The 17,404-nt window shown below is 52.7% G+C and carries 16 protein-coding genes; 13 read left to right on the top strand and 3 right to left on the bottom strand.

Annotated elements, in window-relative coordinates:
- Positions 1–211 precede the first annotated feature (211 nt).
- The 5 genes from AC1RSM_RS05480 to AC1RSM_RS05460 all read left to right on the top strand — a co-directional run bounded on the left by AC1RSM_RS05480 (position 212) and on the right by AC1RSM_RS05460 (position 4,741).
- Entirely contained in the window at positions 212–697 is a 486-nt protein-coding gene (locus tag AC1RSM_RS05480; RefSeq protein ID WP_492930237.1) for a hypothetical protein, read from the top strand.
- A 106-nt stretch (positions 698–803) separates the two neighbouring features.
- Positions 804–1,091, top strand: coding sequence for an accessory factor UbiK family protein (locus AC1RSM_RS05475; RefSeq protein ID WP_492930235.1), 288 nt, complete (start codon positions 804–806; stop codon positions 1,089–1,091).
- A gap of 87 nt (positions 1,092–1,178) precedes the next feature.
- A complete protein-coding gene (locus AC1RSM_RS05470; protein ID WP_492931465.1) occupies positions 1,179–2,333 on the top strand; it encodes an MFS transporter in 1,155 nt (384 codons plus the stop codon).
- Between the two features lie 101 nt (positions 2,334–2,434).
- Complete coding sequence (locus AC1RSM_RS05465) at positions 2,435–3,115, top strand: pentapeptide repeat-containing protein (protein ID WP_492930233.1); 681 nt, start codon at positions 2,435–2,437, stop codon at positions 3,113–3,115.
- 105 nt (positions 3,116–3,220) lie between these two features.
- Entirely contained in the window at positions 3,221–4,741 is a 1,521-nt protein-coding gene (locus tag AC1RSM_RS05460) for a YifB family Mg chelatase-like AAA ATPase (protein ID WP_492930231.1), read from the top strand.
- 148 nt (positions 4,742–4,889) lie between these two features.
- On the opposite strand, the gene AC1RSM_RS05455 is transcribed toward AC1RSM_RS05460, so the two are convergent.
- Complete coding sequence (locus AC1RSM_RS05455; protein ID WP_492930229.1) at positions 4,890–5,672, bottom strand: hypothetical protein; 783 nt, start codon at positions 5,670–5,672, stop codon at positions 4,890–4,892.
- A gap of 74 nt (positions 5,673–5,746) precedes the next feature.
- Positions 5,747–6,520, bottom strand: a complete 774-nt coding sequence (locus tag AC1RSM_RS05450) for a hypothetical protein (protein ID WP_492930227.1) — start codon at positions 6,518–6,520, stop codon at positions 5,747–5,749.
- Positions 6,521–7,514: 994 nt separating this feature from the next.
- Between AC1RSM_RS05450 and rpmI the strand changes: the two genes are divergently transcribed.
- The 7 genes from rpmI to AC1RSM_RS05415 all read left to right on the top strand — a co-directional run bounded on the left by rpmI (position 7,515) and on the right by AC1RSM_RS05415 (position 13,359).
- The gene (rpmI, locus tag AC1RSM_RS05445) at positions 7,515–7,712 is read left to right on the top strand and encodes a 50S ribosomal protein L35 (protein WP_492930226.1); all 198 of its coding nucleotides are present in this window, start codon (positions 7,515–7,517) and stop codon (positions 7,710–7,712) included.
- A gap of 16 nt (positions 7,713–7,728) precedes the next feature.
- On the top strand, positions 7,729–8,088 hold the full coding sequence (gene rplT / locus AC1RSM_RS05440; protein WP_009454390.1) for a 50S ribosomal protein L20: 360 nt from the start codon (positions 7,729–7,731) through the stop codon (positions 8,086–8,088).
- A gap of 70 nt (positions 8,089–8,158) precedes the next feature.
- Positions 8,159–9,181, top strand: coding sequence for a phenylalanine--tRNA ligase subunit alpha (pheS, locus tag AC1RSM_RS05435; RefSeq protein ID WP_492930223.1), 1,023 nt, complete (start codon positions 8,159–8,161; stop codon positions 9,179–9,181).
- Positions 9,182–9,258: 77 nt separating this feature from the next.
- Positions 9,259–11,664 carry a phenylalanine--tRNA ligase subunit beta gene (gene pheT, locus AC1RSM_RS05430; RefSeq protein ID WP_492930221.1) on the top strand — a complete coding sequence of 802 codons (2,406 nt, stop codon included), beginning with the start codon at positions 9,259–9,261 and terminating at the stop codon, positions 11,662–11,664.
- Between the two features lie 9 nt (positions 11,665–11,673).
- On the top strand, positions 11,674–11,997 hold the full coding sequence (locus tag AC1RSM_RS05425) for an integration host factor subunit alpha (protein WP_492930219.1): 324 nt from the start codon (positions 11,674–11,676) through the stop codon (positions 11,995–11,997).
- 77 nt (positions 11,998–12,074) lie between these two features.
- Positions 12,075–12,479, top strand: coding sequence for a MerR family transcriptional regulator (locus AC1RSM_RS05420; protein ID WP_492930217.1), 405 nt, complete (start codon positions 12,075–12,077; stop codon positions 12,477–12,479).
- A gap of 70 nt (positions 12,480–12,549) precedes the next feature.
- Positions 12,550–13,359, top strand: a complete 810-nt coding sequence (locus AC1RSM_RS05415) for a ferritin-like domain-containing protein (protein WP_492930215.1) — start codon at positions 12,550–12,552, stop codon at positions 13,357–13,359.
- Here the strand turns inward: AC1RSM_RS05415 and AC1RSM_RS05410 are convergent.
- On the bottom strand, positions 13,337–15,049 hold the full coding sequence (locus AC1RSM_RS05410; protein ID WP_492930213.1) for an anti-sigma factor domain-containing protein: 1,713 nt from the start codon (positions 15,047–15,049) through the stop codon (positions 13,337–13,339). The two genes, AC1RSM_RS05415 and AC1RSM_RS05410, sit on opposite strands and share 23 nt — an antisense overlap.
- Before the next feature lie 527 nt (positions 15,050–15,576).
- Between AC1RSM_RS05410 and AC1RSM_RS05405 the strand changes: the two genes are divergently transcribed.
- On the top strand, positions 15,577–17,358 hold the full coding sequence (locus AC1RSM_RS05405) for an ABCB family ABC transporter ATP-binding protein/permease (protein WP_492930211.1): 1,782 nt from the start codon (positions 15,577–15,579) through the stop codon (positions 17,356–17,358).
- The last annotated feature ends 46 nt before the right edge of the window (positions 17,359–17,404 follow it).

Raw genomic sequence — 17,404 nt, 5'->3', positions numbered from 1 at the left:
GGTGCTTGTTGTTAAAGGGTTTGTCATAAAGCTTGGGCGAGTTCGTCAGAATAATTGAAATCAGGATTTACACTAATAGATTGGTCTGGCTGCCCAGCACCGATAGAATGGCCCTTAGGGGAGTTGTAACAGACCCAAGGCCGAGCCGGAAGTCGCACCAGGCATCGGCCCATTCTATCTAGCGACCTTGGAATAGTAGGAAGGAAATCTTATGAAACTGACTCGTGCTCATTTTGCTGTCATGGCCGCTGCTGCTTCGATGACTCTTTTGGCTGCGTGTTCCAAAGAGAACGATACTGCTGCTACGAGCGCGCCACCTGCTCCTGTCGCTACGCCTCAAACGACAGCACCTGCCACTCCACCTGCACCAGAAGCCAATAAGTCCCTGGAGCAAAAAACGGAAGACCTGAAGCAGGACGCCGCTAAAGTAGCCGACGACGTCAAGAAAGAGGCTGAAGTACAGAAAGAAAACGCGAAAGAAAACACCAACAGCCTGAAAGAAGATGCCAAGGCTGCTGGCGATAAAGTCGCCGAGAAAGCCGGTGAAGCGAAAGACGCCGTGTCTGATGCCGCCAGCCGTGCTGGTAACGCCATTAAAGACGGCGCTGCCAAGGCAGACAATGCCATTCAAAACAAGGTGGGTAATGGTGTAGATTCCTCCCCATCTTCGGTTCCTTCGGAACAAGCCAAGCCTTAAGGCTGGATATTTCGAGCTAATCGTTTAGCCAGATGAAAAAAGCGGGTGCCTTTGGCACCCGCTTTTTCTATACTGCAGGTAGTTTCAATATTTTCAGGAGAGGACCATGATTAATCGTAGCGAGTGGCTGGAAGATTTACAAAAAAATGTCTCGGAGCTGATCGCCAAAAGTCCGGCTGCCGATATTGAGCGTAATGTGAAAGCCTTTATGGGCCAGGCTTTTAATCGCATGGACCTGGTAACCCGAGAGGAATTCGACACTTACAAGCTGATGCTGGAGCGGGCCCTGGCACGGGTTGCTGCTCTGGAGACACGTTTGCAGGCATTGGAAGGGCGTCAAACTCCCGTCCCTCAAGACAGCGATACCGCTGGCAAAGAGAGCAGCCAAAGCTGATCACTTCATTTGAACACTGTCACCAGGCCTAGGGGCACACGATCGGCCAGCCCCTTTTTCATTGCTGTCTTTCTTGTCTTGACCGGGGTGTGCGCTGCACTGCATGTGTGGAAAGTACCCCCGGCCTTGCCTTTTATGCAGCGAGAGCTGGGCATGGACCTGGTGCAGTCTGGCTTTTTGCTGGCCAGTGTCCAAATGGCGGGCATGTTGCTGGGACTCTGCATCGGTTTGATATCCGAAAAAATCGGCTTGCGACGCTGTATTTTGATCGGCCTGACCGTTTTGAGTTTGTCCTCGGCCATTGCCTCCCAGTTTCAGCACAGCAGCTTGATCTTGTTGGGCCGGATGATAGAAGGCTGCGGCTTTTTGATGGTGGTGTTGCCTATACCGGCCTTGATCAAGCGCATTACCGACGCCACGCGTTTGAGTCGCGTAATGGGTCTGTGGGGCTGTTATATGCCCGCTGGTGCCGTTCTCATGCTCTGGGCAGGCGCTGCCTGGTTGGGTGTGGGCTCCTGGCGGACGCTTTGGGTAGTGTTGGGCGTCCTGACTGCTGTATTCATGCTCTTGACGCTTTTCCTTGTCCCGCCCGATAGCAGAACCAAGAGTGAAAATGCAGCACGGCAGCTACCGTCCAATAATTGGACTCAGTTGTTGCGTATTACCTTGAGCTCCAGCCGAGTCTGGATGCTGGCCTTGGCCTTTGGTGTATATGCAGCGCAGTGGGCAGCGGTCGTGGGGTTTATGCCTACGATCTACAATCAGGCGCAGATAGCGGTGGGCACGGCCGGTTTGCTGACGGCGATGATCGCCGCCGGTAATGTGGTCGGCAATCTGGGAGCAGGGCGGGTTTTACACGCTGGCATCTTGCCGCATCGACTACTACAAGCTGGATACCTTGGCATGATTGCTTGTGCCATTGTGGCTTTTGCCTTGACGCAAAACATAGTGGTTCAGTTTGTCGCCATCTTGCTGTTTTCGATTGTGGGCGGGCTGATTCCCGCTACCTTATTCTTTTTGGCCGTGACTGCGGCACCATCCCCTCAAACCACCTCCACCTCGGTAGGCTGGGTGCAGCAATGCTCCTCTCTGGGACAGTTTGTTGGACCGCCTGTTGTGGCCTGGGTTGTGCACACACTGGGCGGGTGGCAATGGGCGTGGATAGCGACGGTCAGTTTTGCTGTCTTGGGACTTTTAATCGCCTGGAATTTATCCCGGCTTGGTTTACCTAAGGCAAGCTAAACCTCGTTTGGCGAGAGGGAGTCTCCCTCGAGGTATGAGTCGAAGAAAGAGCCAGCGAGACTTTTTCGCTGGCTCTATTTTATTTAAGGAAGTGCAGTAGCATGCTTATCAGTAATGCCCACGTAGTTCGAGATGAACTGGTTGACTTGTTGTCTTCGGCTCAAGAAACGCTGAGTTTTGAAAACTGCACGTTTGATGAGGAAGATCTGTCGGGTTTGGGCCTGGAGGGGCTGCACTTTTCGGGATGCAGTTTCCTGGATACAAGCTTTAAGCGTGCACAACTACAGGACACGGTTTGGCAGCGTTGCAAGATGGGGCTGGCAGATTTTGGTTTGGCTGATGTAAGCTCAGCCCGTTTTGAGGCTTGTGATCTTCATCTCAGTAAGTGGCTGCGTGCACGAATTGCCTCCCTGTATATAGCCGATTCTAAATTGAGCGGAGCGGTTTTCAATGAAACACAAGGCTTGGACCTGACACTGCGAGAGTGCAAATTGGTCGGCACGACCTTGCGTTCAATTAATTTCCGTAAGCAAAGCTTGGTGCACCTGGATTTCTCGGATGCGGATTTGGGCGGCTGCGATTTTCAGGACGCCATTTTCGATGGGGGCAGTTTGCGCGGTGCCAGCCTACGAGGCGTGAACTTTAAGGGAGCAGATTTGCGCAGTGTCGAATTAGGCAGCATTACGTTGTACGACCTAAACCACTCTTTTCAAGGTGCTTGCCTTTCTGTGGATCAGGCGGTTCAGTTAGTTAGCTCCATGGGCGTGATGGTGGTGCAATAAAAGCGGGGTACGTATAAGCACGCTGTGCTGTTTTAACGCTGATCGCTAGAGCTTCATTTCCCCTGCAGGCAAACTGACTGTTTGAGTTTAAAAGGGGAAGGGCACATGTCCTTAGCCGTCTTGAACAGTTGCGCATTATCAGGCTTGGATTTTATTGATGTACGCGTGGAAGCGCATGTGGCACCCGGTTTGCCAGCTTTTCATATCGTTGGATTACCGGATGCTGGGATACGAGAAAGCCGTGAACGGGTGCGCTCTGCCTTGCAAGCGAGCGGTTTTGACTTTCCGGCAGCGCGCTTAACGATCAATCTGGCTCCCGCTGATTTGCCTAAAGACTCCGGACGCTTTGATTTGCCGGTGGCCTTGGCGATTTTGTTGGCCAGTGGCCAGTTAAGTCGCCCTGATAAGCATCACCGAGAGCAGGCTATTGCTGGTCTAGAGCATTACGTGATGGCGGGTGAGCTTTCTTTGACGGGAGCGGTCGTGCCTGTACAAAGTGCATTGACGATTGCATTAGGAATGGCACGGCAACACCCTGATCAGTGCTTGCTGCTGCCCGCTCAGAGTGCGGCGCTGGCTGCGCACGTCCCTGGTTTGCGAGTGCGTGGGATAGTGAGCCTGACCCAGGCAGCGGCTTATCTGCGAGGCGATGAGGAGTTGGAGTTGGCTGTGGCTGATCCCTGGCCGCAGCAGGATGATAGTGTGCTCTATTGCTTGTCTGATGTCTTGGGGCAGTCTTTAGCCTGTCGGGCTTTGGAAATTGCTGCCGCAGGTGGGCATAGCTTGCTATTGAATGGCTCGCCGGGAGTGGGTAAGACTATGTTGGCTCAGCGTTTAACTGGGCTTTTACCCGATCTGGACAAGCAAGCTCAATTGGACGTGGCTGCCTTATATTCCTTTGTACAAGAGCAGAGTTTCCTGACAGTCCGACCGCCCTTTAGGGCTCCGCACCATAGTATTTCTACTCCGGCCTTGATCGGTGGTGGTAGTCGGCCTAAGCCGGGTGAAGTGTCCTTAGCGCATCATGGTGTTTTGTTTTTGGATGAGCTGCCCGAATTCAGCCGACGTGCCTTGGAGTCTTTGCGTGAGCCGCTAGAGCAAGCCTGTGTTCGTATTTCTCGTGCACAGCAGCAGGCTGTCTTCCCAGCACAGTTCCAGTTTGTGGCGGCGATGAATCCTTGTGCTTGCGGTTGGGCTGCGAGTCGGCAGCGGGCTTGTCGATGTTCACCTGCTCAGCGTGAGCAATATAAACAGCGTCTGTCCGGGCCTATGCTGGACAGGATCGACCTTTTGGTGACTATGACGGAGTCAGATTCAGAGCGCGATCAGGCTGCTGAGGCTTCTTGCTTGGTCAGGGTGCGTGTGCAGGCAGCCATGGATAGGCAATGGGCACGGCAGGCATCAAGCAATGCGCGCCTATCGGTCTCTAGGCTTAAAGAATGTTGTGTTCTGTCAGAAAGTGCCAGGCAACTATTGTTAGCCGCGCGGCAGCGCTGGCATTGGTCTGAACGGGTGCAGGGCAGGGTATTGCGCGTAGCGCGGACGATTGCAGATCTGGCGGGACAGGAGCAGATTGAGCGTTCACACTTGGCGGAAGCTCTGCAATTTCGCCCCGATTGGCCGTGATGGAGATTGTTGATATGAGCTGGGGTTTTTCAGAGCGCAAGACGGGATTGCAAACCGCTTCTATCTAGTGTTTTATGTACCGGAGCATGAATTTGCTTGTGCGCGTCGACAGGTGCCATGATGAGCACGGCTGACCTGTCTGACGTATTTAGATTTTTACGTTTTGCACATAGGACAGTGCTGCTCTGTGAGATGGTGCTTCGGGTGGTTCTGTTTCGTCTGACACCGCTAGGATGTTCGTGTTTATATTGTCCTGTCCTAGCTTATTAATTACGCCTTGTCGGATGATGGCATAATTCGACTCAAGAATATCAGCCTTAATATAAAATACATTGATATTTCCAATTATCTCTTGGATAGAGAAATTTTGTTTGAATAATTTGTTGCCTATTTCTTGGTAGGTCTGAAAGTAAATGCTGCATACAGAAACTAAAGAGTCGTTGTGCGCGACACTTACTTGCAGGTTAACTGAGAATTTATTTTTTTGCGGTGGTTTTCCAGGATGTTTTTTTGGTTCGATTTTTAGTTGTGTTTTTAAGTTATAAAGTAAAGCCGCGGCATCGTCATCTGGAATGTTATTGAAAAGAGATATGCTTTCTGTAACTCTTTTTTTTTGATCTGCTGTTAAATTTTTAAAGAATTTTTTTTCTAAAATTTGCGGGATTGTGACATCTACTTCGCCTGGGCTGCTTGCATAAGTGCTTGTTTCATATTCGGTGAACTTCCAAAATAAGTTGCCTAATGCATTTTTATAAGAATTTAGCCAGGAAGCAGGGTCGGTTAAGCGTGTTCCGGGGTCGTTATCTGCAACCATCTGACTGAGAAGGTTGGAATGAATGATGTCTTCATAAACGACAGCACTAGCGTCTGTCGCGGTGGCGGATAGTAGATTGCCAGAAACGACGAGTACCTGATCAGTCTGGTAAGCCATTGAGTGCCCCTCTGTTCAAAATATTAAAATAGAGACCGAGGCCCAACACGCTGATTGGGCCTTATGTTTTTGGTTTAGAGCTTCAGGTTAGCTAGCCAATCTTTAGCGTTTGCCCCAAGTTTTGCGATCACAGCCTGGCGCACTTGTGAGTAAACCGACTCATTGAGCACAATCAAGCTTGCAGCGCGGTACAACACAGAGCTTGATGTGCTCCATTTCCAAAAAAGGAAGCTGCCAGTTTGCACGTCAGTGTGGGCATTGATAGCAGTTAGAACCATGCTGACTGTACCGTTCTGGTCCTGCCCGGCGGGTAGAATCTGAAATTTTCCGCGGCCTTGTTCCGTGCTGGTCTGGTCAAACAGCATCAAAGGGCTTTTATTGGCCGGGTCATTCATGGCTCCAAAGGCGTCTTGAGCAATTTTGTACAGCGGATTACTCATATTGCCGACCACATCTAGAATGATCTCCAGAACGACTTGGTTCATGGTGACATTGGTATTTTTTGGTTGGTAGCGCTCATAGACTGAGCTGGTGGTGCCCCAGCCCAGTCTGGCTAGCCCGTCTGAGTAGAACGTGAACCATTTATCTTTGTCCTTTTCATCAGGGTATGCATTGTTCGCCGCCAGTTGCATCAGCAGTGTGCTGTTTTGAACGTCATCACGCGCCTGAAGAGCCAAGCCACTGACAAAGCTCGGGACGCTGGCTGCGGCGACCATGGCACCTTTATCGTTGGGGTTTGTAGCGGCTCGGTTCGAGGGGGAGGCATCTAGCTTAAGGTTGTGAGTCTCCGGAATCTCGAGGGCCTCAATCCATGCCAGGCGGGATTTGTGATCAGTAATAGTGCTCATAGTAGAACTCCGTAAGTTGAAGAGGAGAGATTTACTAAATCAAGCAGCCTTTTTTGAATTTCTAAGTAATAGTATTTCTATAAAGACTTTTTAATTAATTTATATGCTTTATAAAAATAAATTAATTAATTAAATAGAAATATTTTATTTTGTAATTTATTTAGTTTCTATTTTTTGCTTGATGTGTACAGTTAAGTTCATTGGTGGTTCCTTGTCAAGGGTTTTTATTGAATATAAAAACTTTTATAGGGTGTGTTTTATTAGTGGCCGTTATATATGTCAACTGATTTAATTAATTTTGCTGCTAATAATATATTTATTTTTAATTATTAGGTTGTCGATTATATGCCTGTGTTTTTAATTGATTTTTTATTCTGATTATTTTTAATAAGGCTGTCGACTTTTTATGCAGTGTCAAATTCGTTCCATGCAGTAGCCAGACTCTGGTTTTTACATGGCAACGTCCCGTTAAGCTTGTAGCTTAGGGTTAGGGTTTTGTCTGCTTGCGGGTTGCCGCTCCAGCAGATGGGCTGATTCAGTCATGGCGCTTTTGTCTTTTTTATGTGTCGAGCGGCACAAGGCGATGTGCGCGGCAGCAGGCTGCGTTCGCAGAACCCACGCGTATGAATAATAGAGCGGGGGTCTTGGCCGCCTTTTCGGGAACAGGTATGCAGTTTTGGCGGACAGAGGGCAGAAAGAGATGTGGGATACAAAAGCGTGAAAGGGCAGGTGGCCCCGGCTTGCCACTTGCAAGGACACGCTAGTGGTGTATCGACATGGTTCAGTGACCAGGGGTGGCCGTTTAGCGTTGCTAATAATCCACCGGACATCTAGACAATTTTCCAGCAATCACCCTATAATCAAGAGCTTTTCCCCTGTTTGGACTTGTCTTGGCAGCGGGCAAAGAAAAAAATAAGTGCCTGTTTTGGGTCATACAAGTGCCAGCCAGCTTCCAAGGCGGCCACCCGCAGACATAAATTAGTCGAGTAATTTCATGCCTAAAATGAAAACCAAAAAAAGCGCCTCCAAGCGCTTTGTGGTTCGTGGTAGCGGTTCCATCAAGCGGGGCCAAGCGTTCAAGCGTCACATTCTGACCAAGAAGACGACCAAGAACAAACGTCAATTGCGCGGTTCCGTCGAGGTTCATAAAGCCGACGTTGCTTCCGTAAAAGCAATGATGCCTTTCGCTTGATTAGGGAGAATCGAACATGTCACGAGTAAAACGCGGTGTTAACGCACGCGCACGCCACAAAAAAGTAATTGCCCAGGCCAAAGGTTTTCGCGGTCGCCGTGGTAACGTATTCCGTATAGCCAAACAGGCTGTCATGAAGGCAGGTCAGTACGCCTACCGTGACCGCCGTAACAAGAAACGTGTATTCCGCTCGCTGTGGATTACCCGTATCAACGCAGCTTGCCGCGAACTGGACATGAGCTACAGCCAGTTTATCGCCGGCCTGAACAAAGCCTCCATCGCTTTGGACCGTAAGGTTCTGGCTGACTTGGCTGTTAAAGACAAAGCAGGTTTTGCTGCTGTTGTTGCACAGGCTAAGAACGCTCTGGCTGCTTAAGCGGTATCTGACTGTATAGTTCACAAACGGGGCCTTTGGGGCTCCGTTTGTTTTTGGAAAGTAACACGCCATGACTTCCTCTCACGACGATCTTATTGCCCAAGCGCGGGTTTTATTTGAACAGTCTCAGGACGCCGCCTCGCTGGAAAATGCCAAAGCCCGATTTTTGGGCAAGCAAGGCGCCATCACAGCCTTGATGAAAGGCTTGGCCCAGATGGAGCCGGAGCAGAAAAAAGCCGCGGGTGCCAGCATTAACGTGCTCAAGCGCGAAATTGAAGAATTACTGAACGATCGTCGTGCTGCCCTGGCGGCAGACCAATTGAACCAGCGACTGGCTCAAGAGCAGATTGATGTAAGTTTGCCCGGCCGCGGTCGTGGTACCGGTGGTATTCACCCGGTGATCCAGACTTGGCAGCGTGTCGAGGCCATTTTCCGTTCTATCGGTTTTGAAGTGGCCGACGGCCCCGAAATCGAAAATGACTGGACTAACTTCACAGCGCTGAACAGCCCTGAAAACCATCCCGCCCGCTCCATGCATGACACTTTTTATGTGGATATGCAAGATGAGACTGGCGAGCCTTATTTGCTGCGCACGCACACCAGTCCCATGCAGGTGCGTTATGCCCGCATGAATAAAGCGCCGATCAAAGTGATTGCGCCCGGCCGGACCTATCGTGTTGATAGTGATGCCACCCACTCGCCCATGTTTCACCAGGTGGAAGGGCTGTGGATTGCCGAGGATATTTCCTTTGCCGACTTGAAGGGCGTCTACACCAATTTTCTGCGTGCCTTCTTTGAAAGCGACGATCTGGTCGTTCGCTTTCGCCCCTCTTTTTTCCCCTTTACCGAACCGTCGGCTGAGATTGACATGATGTTCTCCTCCGGTCCCAACAAGGGCCGCTGGCTGGAGATCTCCGGGTCAGGACAGGTTCACCCGCAAGTGGTGCGCAATTTCGGCTTGGACCCAGAGCGTTACATTGGTTTCGCTTTTGGCTCCGGACTGGAGCGCCTGACTATGTTGCGCTATGGTGTTAACGATTTGCGTCAGTTCTTTGAAGGCGACCTGCGCTTTCTGAAGCAGTTCAATCGTTGATTCCTTCTTCGCGCCGCTGGGCCTGTTAGGCCCAGTCGGTTCCGGTATACGCTGTTTATCGTTTCCATCTTTGCATCATGTTATTTTCCGAATCGTGGCTGCGCCGCTTTGTGAATCCCAAACTGGGAACTGAAGAACTGGGTCACCAGCTGACTATGGCTGGTTTGGAGGTCGAAGAAATTCAAGCCGCTGCGCCCGCTTTTGAGCAGGTCGTGGTGGGTTTTATCGCTGAGATTGCGCCGCATCCCGACGCTGACCGCCTGCGCGTGTGCCAGGTTGACGACGGCTCGGGCAAACTGCTGCAAATTGTCTGCGGTGCTCCCAATGCGGCCCAAGGTATCAAAATCCCTGTAGCCCGTGTCGGTGCGCAATTGCCCGGTGGCATGAAAATTGGCCCGGTCAAAATGCGAGGCGTAGACTCCGCCGGCATGTTGTGCTCGGGTCGTGAGCTGGGCTTGTCGCAAGATCATGATGGTTTGCTGGTACTGGACGCTGATGCGCCAGTTGGCCAGAACTTGCGTGAGCTGCTGGATCTGGATGATCAAATTATTGAATTGAAGTTGACGCCTAACCGTGCAGACTGCCTGTCGGTGTTGGGTGTTGCCCGAGAAGTTGCCGCCCTGACTGGCGAGCCTCTGACCGTGCCTGACTTCACTCCTGTTCCTGTCACGATTGAAGACCGTGTGTCCGTGACAGTGAAAGACGCAGATTTGTGCGGCCGTTTTGCCGGTCGTGTGATCCGTGGCGTGAATGCGCGTGCTCAAACTCCGGACTGGATGAGAAGCCGTCTGGAGCGCAGTGGCCAGCGCTCGATTTCCGCTTTGGTGGATATCTCCAATTACGTGATGCTGGAGCTGGGGCGTCCTACCCATGTGTTCGATTTGCAGCATGTGCAGTCGGGCCTGGAAGTTCGTTGGGCGCGCAAGGGCGAGCAGCTGGAATTGCTCAGTGGTTTGACCGTCGAGCTGGACAGTGATGTAGGTGTGATTGCGGTCAATGACGTGCCTCAAAGCATGGCTGGCATCATGGGTGGCGAGCAAAGCTCCGTCACACTGGATACCACTGATGTCTATTTGGAAGGTGCGTTCTGGTGGCCTGACGCCATCATGGGCCGTGCCCGTCGCTATAAATTCTCCTCGGACGCCAGCCACCGCTTTGAGCGTGGGGTGGATTTCGATTCTATCGCCCAGCATCTGGAGCGCACCACCGCCTTGATCCTGGAGATCTGCGGTGGTCAGGCCGGTCCCTTGGATGACCAAGTTATCGCTTTGCCCGAACGCCAGCCAGTGGCCATGCGTTTGGATCGTTGTCGTCGCGTCTTGGGTATCCCGCTGGAGCAAGATCAGGTTGAAAGTATTTTCACTCGCTTGGGCTTGAGTTTCTCGGTGACCGATGGTGTCTTCGCCGTGACTCCTCCCAGCTTCCGTTTTGATTTGACGATCGAAGAGGATCTGATCGAAGAAGTCGCCCGTATCTACGGCTTTGAGAATATTCCTGATCTGCCTCCCGTCGCTGCTGCACAAATTCGTGTGCCTAGCGAATCTTTGCGTGGGCCTCACGCCTTGCGCGCTGTATTGGCGGCGCAGGATTATCAGGAAGTGATCAACTTCTCCTTTGTGCAGGAGTCCTGGGAAAAAGACATTAACGGGCAGGCTGATCCTATCCGTTTGTTGAACCCGATCGCCAGCCAATTGGCGGTGATGCGTACCAGTTTGATTCCTGGCCTGCTGGCCAATATCGAACGTAACGCCAACCGTCGTCAGTCGCGCGTTCGTGTGTTTGAGTTTGGTCGCGTTTTCATGCGCCAAGCTGATCAGGAAAACGGTCCTTTGACGGTAGCCGGTATTCACCAGCCTAATCGCATTGCTGCCGCCGCTTGGGGGCCTGTCGTCACCGAGCAGTGGGGTCAGCCGGATCGTCCCGTTGACTTCTTTGATGTCAAACGCGATTTGGAAACCTTGCTGGGTCAGCGCGCAGCTCAGGCTCGCTTTGAACCTGAAGCGCATCCCGCTTTGCATCCAGGCCGTAGTGCCAGTGTAAAGCTGGATGGTAAAACCATAGGCTGGATTGGCGAAATTCACCCTCAGTGGTTAAGCGAGTTTGGCTTGAACCAGGCGCCCGTCGTGTTCGAGGTGGACGTTGATGCCATTTCTCATGACCAGGTCGTACACGCTCAGGAAGTATCCAAGCAGCCTGTGGTGCAACGTGACCTAGCCGTTTGGCTGGATAAAGACGTATCCTATCAAGCTGTGCTGGATACGCTGAACAGCGTTCGCAGCACCGCCCAACAGGCGGCAATTGTTAAAGACATTCAGCTGTTTGACGTCTGGCGTGATAAAAATGACGCCTCCGAAAAGAGTCTGGCGATTCGTTTTTGGTTGCAAGACAGTACAAGCACGCTGGAAGATGAGCGTGTTGAGCAGTGCCTAGAGGTATTGCTGGCAGCATTGGTGTCCGCGCATGGTGCGCGGGCAAGGGCATAAGGGGACACAATGAACGTAGAGCGTACTTTGACCAAGGCGGATTTGGCCGAACTCTTGTTTGAACGTGTTGGCTTGAACAAACGTGAAGCCAAAGATATTGTGGACACCTTTTTTGCGGAAATCCGGGACTCTTTGGCCGACGGTGTGGAGGTCAAACTGTCCGGATTTGGTAATTTTCAGGTGCGGGACAAACCCCCGCGTCCTGGCCGTAACCCCAAGACGGGCGAGGTCATCCCTATTTCGGCGCGCCGTGTAGTGACTTTCCACGCCAGTCAAAAGCTCAAAAGTGTAGTAGAAGGGGCGCCAGTGTCGCCTGAGGATGAACAGGACTGATTCCTGGTACGTTTGCGTACAGTTTTGCCTGACTGAACGTGTAAAATCACTCCTATTGTCGATGAGCATCAGTGGCCATGAGCACAAACGAAAAGACGGCGACCTTGCCTCCTATTCCAGCCAAGCGTTACTTCACTATCGGTGAAGTCAGTGAGCTTTGCCTGGTCAAGCCCCATGTCCTGCGTTATTGGGAGCAGGAATTCACGCAGCTAAAACCCGTCAAGCGACGCGGCAACCGACGTTATTACCAGCACCACGAGGTTCTGTTGATTCGCCGGATTCGCGGCTTGTTGTACGACGAAGGCTTTACCATCAGCGGGGCGCGTAACCGCCTGGGCGATGGCCCGGATATGCCTTTCGATCAGGAAGCGGCAGTGCGTCTGACCGGTCAGGAAATGCAGGCTTTGCGTAATAATCTTGGGCAGATTCAAGAGATGCTGGACCAGGCCTTGGCCATGACTGAGCCGGGTTCAGCTCAGTAGTCTTATAGTCCAGAGCAGGAAAAGATAAGGTCGGCCTTTGCGCCGGCCTTTTTCATGGAAGAGATAAAAGGTGAACTTACGTAGAAAAGCACTGGAGGCTTTGTTGCTCCAGGAGCCGGCGGCGAAGCTAGCCGCAGTACGGGCTATTGAGCATGGTTTGCCCATAGGGGCACACGAGCATCTGGATGAGCCGCCAGGAGTACCAGGCCGCCCTGACTGCTTGCAGTTTGTAGACCCACAGCAGGTCCCCAAGCGCTCTTTGGGCACTGAGCAGGGACGGGCAGCGCTATTACATTCCTTGGCTCATATTGAATTTAATGCCATCAATTTGGCCCTGGATGTGCTGTGGCGCTATCCCGGTCTGCCTGATGCTTTTTACGCCGGCTGGCTTCAGGTCGCTGTTGAAGAGGCGCTGCATTTTGAACTGCTGAGCAATCATCTGCAAACACTGGGCGTGAGCTACGGCGATTTACCGGTTCATGATGGCTTATGGGAAATGGCCGAACGGACTCGCTTTGATTTATTGGCGCGCTTAGCCTTGGTGCCGCGCACCTTGGAGGCCCGAGGCCTGGACGCTTGTCCCATTGTGCATCGCAAGCTGCTGGCTGTAGGGGACGAGAAGGCGGCTGCCATTATTGCCATCATCTTACGTGATGAGGTAGGGCACGTGGCCTTAGGGAATTATTGGTACAGGAAGGTGTGCCAGGAGCAAGGCCTCTCGGACTTTGATGCTTACGGAGACTTGGCGCAGCGTTACCGTGCACCTCGTTTACGCGGGCCCTTCAATCGTAAAGCCCGCCTGGAGGCGGGCTTTACAGAGGCCGAGATCGACGAGTTAGAGCGTCTGGATGCCGCGTTTAAGAGCGGGTTGCCGACGTAGCATCATTGGCGGTGGGTACGGCATCCAGCTGGCCAAAACTGACCACGCGGCCGATATACAGCACCGGGCCTTCTGGAGCGCCGCTATTAGAGCCGCCTTCGGCTTCCAGTGTCATCTCAAAGATCTGCTCATCTTCCACGGTTCCGATTAGACCAGCCGGAACCGTAATCGGCCGATTCGGGTCGATCAAGCCCAAAGAGCGAATTTGTGTACCACGCGGGGTGTGAGTCCAAAGCTGAACGGATTGGGTCGCTTTAACTTCGGTGCTGACTTTGGGAACCAGCAAGACATTGCCTTGAGGATCAACAGTGGCGATCCAGGCGGGTGTCGAAGATTGGCCGGGAGCCTGCAAAATTGCAGCCTGACGCGGTTTCATCTCGATGACGTTGATGGGCGGCTCCGAGTTCAGGTTCATCAGTAGGGCGATGACAAGTCCTGCGATGACGATGGCAGCCAAGCCGCCTAATAGAAGAGGGCGAGACAGGGCAAAGCCGGCGGACTTACGTCCTTCTTCGCTAGGCTCAGCTTGGCGCTTTTCAAGAGGGACTGTTGGGGCCCCCGTTTCTGGTTCTGGAGCGTTTTTAAAGGGCTTTTTCTTTTCTGCAATTTTGTTGGGAACAGGTACTGGCTCAGGAGGAATAGCAGCCGCTTTCGTGGCTGGGTCAGAGTCGGCTCGCAGAAGTGTCGGGAAAGGAGGGGTGTGGTCCTCTATCGTGTCGCTCGTTGCGCTGCTGGCAGACCAACGAGGCTCGGTGCGTTTTGCGGCCTCTGCCTTGGAGGGGCTTTCCGTCGAGGCACCGATATTGATGCTGGGCTCTTGGCGTTCAACTTTGACGCTCGGCTTGCCGCTGGTGGTTCCACTGCTCTCGCTTGGCTTGCTGTCTGGTGTGTCCTTATTACCGACCTCGCTGGCGGTAGTCGCCGAGCTGCCGGCCTGACGGCGAGCAGTAGGCGGAGGCAAACCCAAGGTGTGATGAATGTGGGCCAAGCTGGTGGGCGCGGGCAGGGTGGGGCTCAGGCAATCCACTAGTTCCAACCAAGATTGCTCCCAAGCTAGCGCCAGACGTGCCGCCTGGTCGTTTTGCTGCATTAACGTATGCGCTTGCGCCAGCTCGTGCTGGCTCAGCAAACCCAGCGTGTATTCACCAATCATGACTGCATGGCGGGGGTCGTTCACTCCACCATTACTGATGAGGGGGCTTAACTGTTGCAGCCCATGTTGAACCACGGCTCGTAGCTGGGCGGGTGAGCGGTTCAGTTGTGGGCCCAACTGCTCGTAGCTATTGCCGTGCAGGTAGGCGTGAATCATGGCGCGCTGACTGGTGCCATCCAGTTTGCCCAGGGCAGGGATGAAGCGCTGGCCTGCTTGAGGTTTGATGGCAGGTAAAGCGTAGTTACTGTCACCGGATTGGGTGCGCTGACGCAGGCGAGCCAATAATCTGAAGCGCAAAATGCTGTAAATCCAGGCGCGTCCCTCGCCCAGGTCAGGGTCATAACCGGCTGCATTCTTCCACAGCAGCACAAAACTATCGCGCAGTACCTCTTCAGCATCAATGCGTCGGCCCAATACGGCCTGGCCCAAGGCCAACATCAAGGGTGCTTCCTGGTCGTACAGCAGGTCCAGCGCCTGACTGTCTTGTGCGGCCAACTGATCCAGGGAGGAAGAATACGAAAAAGAAGAAGACGGCATGGATGGATTTTGCACGCTAAAGGGAATAATGAATCTGGTGTCTGAGTGCCAGCTGGCTATCAATATAAACAATAGTGCAGCCTGTTTCAGGCAAGCAGGTATTGTATGCTTTTCGCTTGGGGCTTGAAGGTAACAAAGTGCAGGATTGCCAGCATTTTCTTTGCAATGGCAAGTAGTTTATTTTTTGATCTGCAGACTCCATTCCGTGGTGTTTGGGGTGCTTGCGTTGAGCACTGTGGTTTGCAGGCAAACAAGTGTGCCAACAATAGGGTTGGCGGCAGGGTCTTGGCGGGGAAGATTAGGCAGAAGGGCTATACTGCTATGTTGTCCGTCGTCCCCTCTTTTTGGAGCGGTTCCAAGTCAGGCGGACGACGTTTCTGTATTCGTATCAAAGGCATAGCCATGGGCGCTCTTGCTCATGGAAAGGGTAGTTAACCCTCACCGGCCTTGATTCCAGCCTTGGGCTGTAACTTATTTTTTAGGGCTGCCTGTGTGTCGTCAGTGTTGTGCTGGCTGATACGGGCCGATTGCGTGTGCCTCCTCGTCCTGAAGTGCTTGATGGTGTCTCCGGTGGTCTGAGCACCCTGAAATCCCTGTTCCCTTACGTCTGGCGATTCAAGACTCGTGTCATCTTGGCACTGTCCTGTTTGCTGCTCGCCAAGCTTGCAACGGTCATGATGCCGCTTTATTTAAAGCAAGTGATTGACGCTTTGAGCCTGCCGGCTACTGCCTTGATGCTGCCTGTCGCGGCTTTGCTGGGATACGGTGCGGTGCGACTGGCGTCCAGCGCTTTTGGCGAAATTCGGGATGCCTTGTTTGCCAAGGTGACCCAAGGATCAGTCCGCTTGATTGCGAACCATGTGTTTCGCCATCTGCTTGAATTGTCTTTACGCTTTCATACCGAACGCCAAACTGGCGGCCTGAGCCGCGATATTGAGCGGGGTACGAAAGGCGTCAGTTTCTTGCTGAACTTTCTGGTGTTCAATATCTTGCCCACGCTGCTGGAGATCGCTCTGGTCTGTGGCATTTTGCTGTGGCGCTACGACTGGATCTTTGCTGCCGTGACGCTGGGCACTATTGCGGCTTACATCTTGTTCACGCTTTTGGTGACGGAGCGGCGCATGCGCTACCGACGCGCCATGAACGAGCTGGACAGCCGCGCCAATTCCCGAGCGATTGATGCACTGCTGAATTACGAAACAGTGAAGTACTTCGGCAATGAAGACTACGAAATTAATCGCTACGACCAGAATATGGGCCAGTGGGTCCAGGCCGCCGTGCGAAATCAGGTCTCCTTGAATCTGCTTAATATTGGTCAGGCTTCAATTATCAGCATTGGGGTGACCGCCTTGTTGTTCATGTCCGCGCAGGGTGTGCTGGCTGGGACTATGACGGTGGGTGATGTGGTCTTGGTGTCCGCGTTCCTGACGCAGTTGTACGCACCCTTGAATTTTTTGGGCTTTGTGTATCGAGAGATCAAGAACTCCCTGGCTGATATGGAGCGTTTATTTTCCTTGTTGCGCCGTAAGCAGGAAGTGGAAGACTCGCCTACCGCACAGGAACTGTCCTGTACGCAAGCGGGTGTGCGTTTTGAGAATGTCAGCTTCGCCTATGATCGCCGTCGCACCGTGATCCAGAACTTGAGTTTTGAGATTCCCCCAGGCCAGACGGTCGCTGTGGTGGGCTCCTCGGGTGCCGGTAAGTCCACCCTGTCCAGATTGTTATTCCGTTTTTACGATGTCACGGAAGGCCGGATCTTGTTCAATGGCCGTGAGCTGCGAGAGTGGACACAAGAGAGCCTGCGACGACATATCGGCATCGTGCCTCAGGATACGGTCCTGTTTAACGACACGATTTTGCACAATATTGCCTATGGCCGCCCAGATGCCAGCCAAGAGCAAGTAGTGGCCGCGGCTCGCGCTGCCAGCATTCACGATTTCATTTTGAGTCTGCCTGATGGCTACGACACCGTAGTTGGCGAGCGTGGCCTGAAACTGTCGGGTGGGGAAAAGCAGCGTGTGGCCATTGCCCGCACCTTGTTGAAAAACCCACCTGTGCTGATTCTGGACGAGGCTACCAGCGCTCTGGATACCCGTACAGAACGCGCCATTCAATCCGAACTGAACGAGATTGCGCGTCAGCGCACCACATTGATTATTGCTCACCGCTTATCCACGATTACTGACGCGGATTTGATCCTGGTTCTAGAGCGTGGGCAGATCGTGGAGCAGGGCACGCACAGTGAGCTTTTGGCGCTGGATGGCACCTATGCCCGCATGTGGAATATCCAGCAAAGTCTAGAGGGATAATTTGACCATATAGTACCAAAGCGGTACTATATGGTTCTACGACCTG

Source organism: Alcaligenes sp. GW821-FHT11D07, assembly GCF_058808495.1.
The sequence above is the reverse complement of the archived record's forward strand: the minus strand, read 5'-3'. Positions and strand labels throughout refer to the sequence as shown.